Source organism: Bathymodiolus platifrons methanotrophic gill symbiont, assembly GCF_002189065.1.
Classification (GTDB): domain Bacteria; phylum Pseudomonadota; class Gammaproteobacteria; order Methylococcales; family Methylomonadaceae; genus Methyloprofundus.
Genome location: NZ_BDMN01000169.1, coordinates 1 through 4,703, shown reverse-complemented (window position 1 = coordinate 4,703; position 4,703 = coordinate 1). Strand labels below are relative to the sequence as shown.

General features: G+C 40.3%; 3 protein-coding genes and 1 pseudogene. 2 read left to right on the top strand and 2 right to left on the bottom strand.

The window, feature by feature from the left end; genetic code table 11:
* Positions 1–7: 7 nt before the first annotated feature.
* Positions 8–449, bottom strand: a pseudogene (locus CDZ78_RS10310) (Na/Pi symporter); the annotation flags it as partial.
* 441 nt (positions 450–890) lie between these two features.
* Here CDZ78_RS10310 and CDZ78_RS10305 point away from each other — a divergent pair.
* Complete coding sequence (locus CDZ78_RS10305) at positions 891–1,772, top strand: NAD(+) kinase (RefSeq protein ID WP_087869938.1); 882 nt, start codon at positions 891–893, stop codon at positions 1,770–1,772.
* Positions 1,773–1,774: 2 nt separating this feature from the next.
* Positions 1,775–3,454, top strand: a complete 1,680-nt coding sequence (gene recN / locus CDZ78_RS10300; RefSeq protein WP_087869937.1) for a DNA repair protein RecN — start codon at positions 1,775–1,777, stop codon at positions 3,452–3,454.
* Between the two features lie 191 nt (positions 3,455–3,645).
* Here the strand turns inward: recN and CDZ78_RS10295 are convergent, their stop codons facing one another.
* Positions 3,646–4,260 (bottom strand): YqiA/YcfP family alpha/beta fold hydrolase, encoded by a 615-nt coding sequence (locus CDZ78_RS10295; RefSeq protein WP_148900613.1) that lies wholly within the window; start codon positions 4,258–4,260, stop codon positions 3,646–3,648.
* Between the last annotated feature and the right edge of the window lie 443 nt (positions 4,261–4,703).

Sequence of the window (4,703 nt, the reverse complement as noted above, 5' to 3'; positions counted from 1 at the left end):
TTCAGTTCTGGAATAGCAATAAAACGCCAAATATCAGCATAGGCATAGCATAATTCGCTATTTTGACCTTTAAGCCAAAGCCCGCAATCAACCAGGCACTTGCAGTTGTCCCCAGGTTAGCACCAAAAATAATGCCGATACCCGATGCTAAATCAAGTAAGCCGACACTCAGAAATGAAATCGCAAGCACCGAAACCAGCGAGCTAGATTGCATTAGTGTTGTAGAAACCAGACCGAAACTTAAACTTTTCCAGATTCTATAAGTACAGATTCTGAGTATTTTTTCCAGAGCCCCACCGGTAAAATTCTGAAACCCATGTTTTAATGACAAAACACCAAATAAGAAAATAGCGCCCCCCCCCCGCAGCGATTTGAGTAAAATCATGGCTTAGCCATAAGCTATAAGCTAAGATCATTAATAGAATAGGTAAAATTATCTTATTTAGCATTTTTGTTCTTTCATTCTCAAAATAAGGAGTCAAAGTTAATTAATACCCGAAACTAAAGAGTAGCCCGTATGAAGCTGGCGGAATACGGGGAATAGGAGCTTCTGCTCATCCTGTATTACGCAGGCTTCATACAGGCTACATTTATATCCCGATTTGATACTTTTGGATTTTATTAAACCCGCATTCCTAAATGTTATTTATACTTCGCGCAGTCACAGAAGAAAAACCTATAGCGAGCTAGTTTTTGTCGAAAGCTACGTTACTAGCTGAATTATAAGTATAGGTCAAAATCAGAAAGCATTTTTTTCATTCACTAATACATACTGTAATAAAGTTACGCACAACACATCCTATATATACAGGTCCCTTGTACTTTGTAGAGTATATTAAAGCCCTGGTTTCAGGTATAATTTTGCTTCCCTTGATGTATAGATACCAGCTATGTCTACAGAATTTAAAACGATTGGAATTTTAGGAAAATCTAGTGCTCCTGAAATAGCAGATACGCTCAAAGCTCTCTATCAATTTCTAAAAACTCGTTACCAGGTTTCTATAGATTCAGTCAGCGCTAAGCTTATTCCCGATTTTTCAGGAAACATACAGCCAATAAAAAGTCTTGCTCAACACTGTCATGTTCTAATTGCCGTGGGTGGAGATGGCACTTTTTTATCTGCCGCGCGAATAGCGTCTGGCAGTAATATCCCATTAATAGGTATCAATCTAGGCCGCCTTGGTTTTTTAGTTGATATTTCTCCTGCTGAACTAGAAACAAAACTAAATGATATGTTGCAGGGACATTATCGAAAAGAGCAGCGTTTTTTATTGCGCACAAAAATTATTCGTAATGCACAAGTGATTCACGAAGAAACTGCAGTCAACGAAGTAGTTGTGCATCGCTGGGTTACACCCAGCATGATTGAATTAAAAACGACAATTGATGGCGTTTATCTCAATACACAACGCTCTGATGGCTTAATTATTTCCACACCTACAGGATCAACAGCCTATTCTCTCTCTGCCGGTGGCCCAATTATTCACCCGGCTTTAGATGCCTTATTACTCGTACCGCTAAATCCACACACTTTATCTAATCGACCTATTGTCATTAATGCTTCTGCTGAAATTGAAATTAGTTTTGTCGAAACAAATGAAATCAACGCTCAGGTCACGTGTGATCATATCGCCATTCCCGATGTATTAATAAGTGATACAATTTTCATCAAAAAAGCCCCTAATCCAATCACCATTTTGCACCCAGAGAATCACGACTTTTTCCACACCTTACGTGATAAACTTAACTGGAGCAGTGGCTATCATTTCTAATCATGCTACAAAATCTTAATATAATTGACCTCGCCATTGTCGAATCTCTGGATTTAAACCTGGAAAAAGGTTTATCTGTTTTAACCGGTGAAACAGGGGCGGGAAAATCCATCTTACTTACGGCCTTAGGTCTGGCTTTGGGTGATCGTGCTGACGCCAGCTATGTCCGCCCAGACTGTAAACGTGCAGAAATTAATCTAAGCTTTGATTTATCTGATGCCCCAGCCGCCCAGGCATGGCTGGAAGAACATGAATTAGATATGGACGAGCAATGTCTAGTGCGACGCACCATACGCCCGGATGGTAAATCTAAAGCCTATATCAATGGTCGGCCAACCACTTTACAATTGCTAAAGCAATTAAGCTCGCAATTAGTAGAAATTCACGGACAACATGCTCATCTGACACTGCTCGAGAGCGAAGAACAAAGCGGCTTCCTGGATAATTTTGCGCAAAACACAGACCTGATAGTGAAAACTAATCAGGCTTATGCTCAGTGGCGCAATAACTTTCATGAGCTAAAGACACTGATCCAGGCATCGACCGATCAAAGCAATCAACAGGATTTATTTAGTTACCAGCTCAATGAACTGCAACAACTAGATTTGTCAAATTATGATTATCCCGCTCTATCTGCTGAACATACCAAACTGGCTAATCTGGAACAGATTCTGAGCACCGGCCAAACTCAGCTAGATGCGTTAGCTGAAAATGAACAACAATCAGCCAATCAAATAATCAATCAAAGTATTAGTGCTTTAAGCGAGTTAAGTAACTTAACCAAAGAATTAGAAGAACCCACTCAATTGCTGGTAGAAGCACAAATCCAGATTCAGGAAGCCAGTCATCAGCTTAGACATTTTCTTGAAGCCCAGGAAATTGACCCACAAGGCTTACTAGAATTAGATAAGCAAATCAGCATTATTCAAAACCTATCGCGTAAACATCAGGTCGATCCGGAAGAGTTACCTGAGATTGCTCAAAATCTGGCGACACAATTAGACAACTTAAATCACAGTTCTGAGCGCATAGAGGAACTTAACTTGCTGGTTGAGCAAAACCAGAAAGATTATTTTGCTTTAGCAAAAACCCTTAGCGATAAACGTATTCAGGCGGCAATAAAACTTTCTGACCTTATTTCGGATATGATTCAGGAACTCGGTATGCCCCAGGGTGAGTTCAGCATTGCAGTATCCCCTCTGGAACTCGACCAACCTAAAATGAATGGCACCGATAAAATCGAGTTTCTGGTCAGTGCGAATAAAGGCCTGCCATTACGACCACTAGCCAAAGTAGCCTCAGGTGGCGAGTTATCCAGAATCAGTTTAGCGATACAGGTAACCACCAGCCATGATAAAGATGCACCCACCATGATTTTTGATGAAGTTGATTCTGGCATAGGCGGTGGTATAGCAGAAATTGTCGGCCAGAAGCTGCGTGCTTTAGGCAATAACGCACAGGTGTTATGCGTTACGCATTTACCGCAGGTAGCCTCTCAGGCACATCAGCATTTATTTGTTTTTAAAACCAATGATACAGAAATGACCACCTCACAGGTCAGAACCTTATCTACCGAGCAACGCATAGAAGAAACAGCGCGTATGTTAGGTGGTGTTAATATTACTGATTCCACCCTTGCTCATGCTAAAGAGATGTTGCTGTCAGGGATGGCAGGTAGTTGATCAAAATTAAGGTCACCTAAAACGCTTTATTTTTGTATTAATTTTTTTTGATACTCAGCAACTAAAATAGCAAAAGCTATTATTAAAGCGCAAGAGCGGACTTTAATCCACAATCCTACAGAGATATATCGCACATGCGGACTAAAGTCCGCTCTTGTTGATATTTTATGTATTAGATACACAGAAAAGCATCAGTTAAATAGCACCTGATCAATAATCGGTAAAGCTTGTCTGATATGCTCAAAGCTATGTGATCCACCGCTATAGGTCACAATATTCGCTTTTTCATTATATTTCGAAAGAGTATTTTCAGAATCTAGTAATTCATCTCCCATATCCAGAAAAATAGTTCTATCTATAGTCTGATGACTACTCGCAAGTTCTTTTTCATACTCATTATATTGCTCACAATTTTCCTGACTCCAACTATAAGGCAAGCCTGTTTCATAATTTGCTGCCACCCCAATAAACTCTGGTAACAATTCAGTGGGTGATATCGCCGGATTAATCATTATGGCCTTGCTGCCAGTTTTCATTGCCAGATATTCACTGGCAAAACCGCCCATTGATGACCCCATAAAAACAACATCATAGCCTTGATCCAGATATTGATTCCATTGAAACAGCATATCCTCTACCATGCCTTCAAAATCTCTGTAATCAACATTAGGCGTATAAAACAGTACATCTTTCTGCAAACAGAATGCTTGCATAACCAGCAGTTTTTCCTTATTAGTCAGCAAGTTGTCATCTAAATCTAATGATGCGGAATTAAATCCATGTAAGTAAATAATTGCTTTTTTCATACGCTGAAAATCCTGGAAACGGAGCTTAAGCGAAGTGAAGATTTTTAGTCCGTGATAGCGATAGGGCCGGGTGTGTTTTCGAAGCGTCTTTTTGCGTAGAGAAAATACAAGGCATTCCGACATCGCGTCAAGCCATTTGAGGTAACTAAATAAAAACCCCTCTAGGGTTTTTATAAGTGGACGCAGGGCGAATCAGGGCATCGCAGATTTTAATCAGTCCCGTTAAGCTTTTGCCGCGAACTTGGGCTTGGACGCCCAAAATGAGCTTTCGCAAAAGTAGGGACTCCCCGACTTTCTTTTCACTATACAAATACGCGTTTTACTTAGCAATACAAACTATAAACGTTCGTTTATAGTTTGTATATGAGTTGTAAAAGGTGATAGCCGCACCATGCTACCTCACGAAATTCCGGGACTCCTGTCGCCATAATTCGTTCACCTAC

Coding starts and splice junctions, on each gene's coding strand:
- CDZ78_RS10295 (WP_148900613.1), bottom strand. CDS start 4,260: ATGAAAAAAGCAATTATTTACTTACATGGATTTAATTCCGCATCATTA.
- CDZ78_RS10305 (WP_087869938.1), top strand. CDS start 891: ATGTCTACAGAATTTAAAACGATTGGAATTTTAGGAAAATCTAGTGCT.
- recN (WP_087869937.1), top strand. CDS start 1,775: ATGCTACAAAATCTTAATATAATTGACCTCGCCATTGTCGAATCTCTG.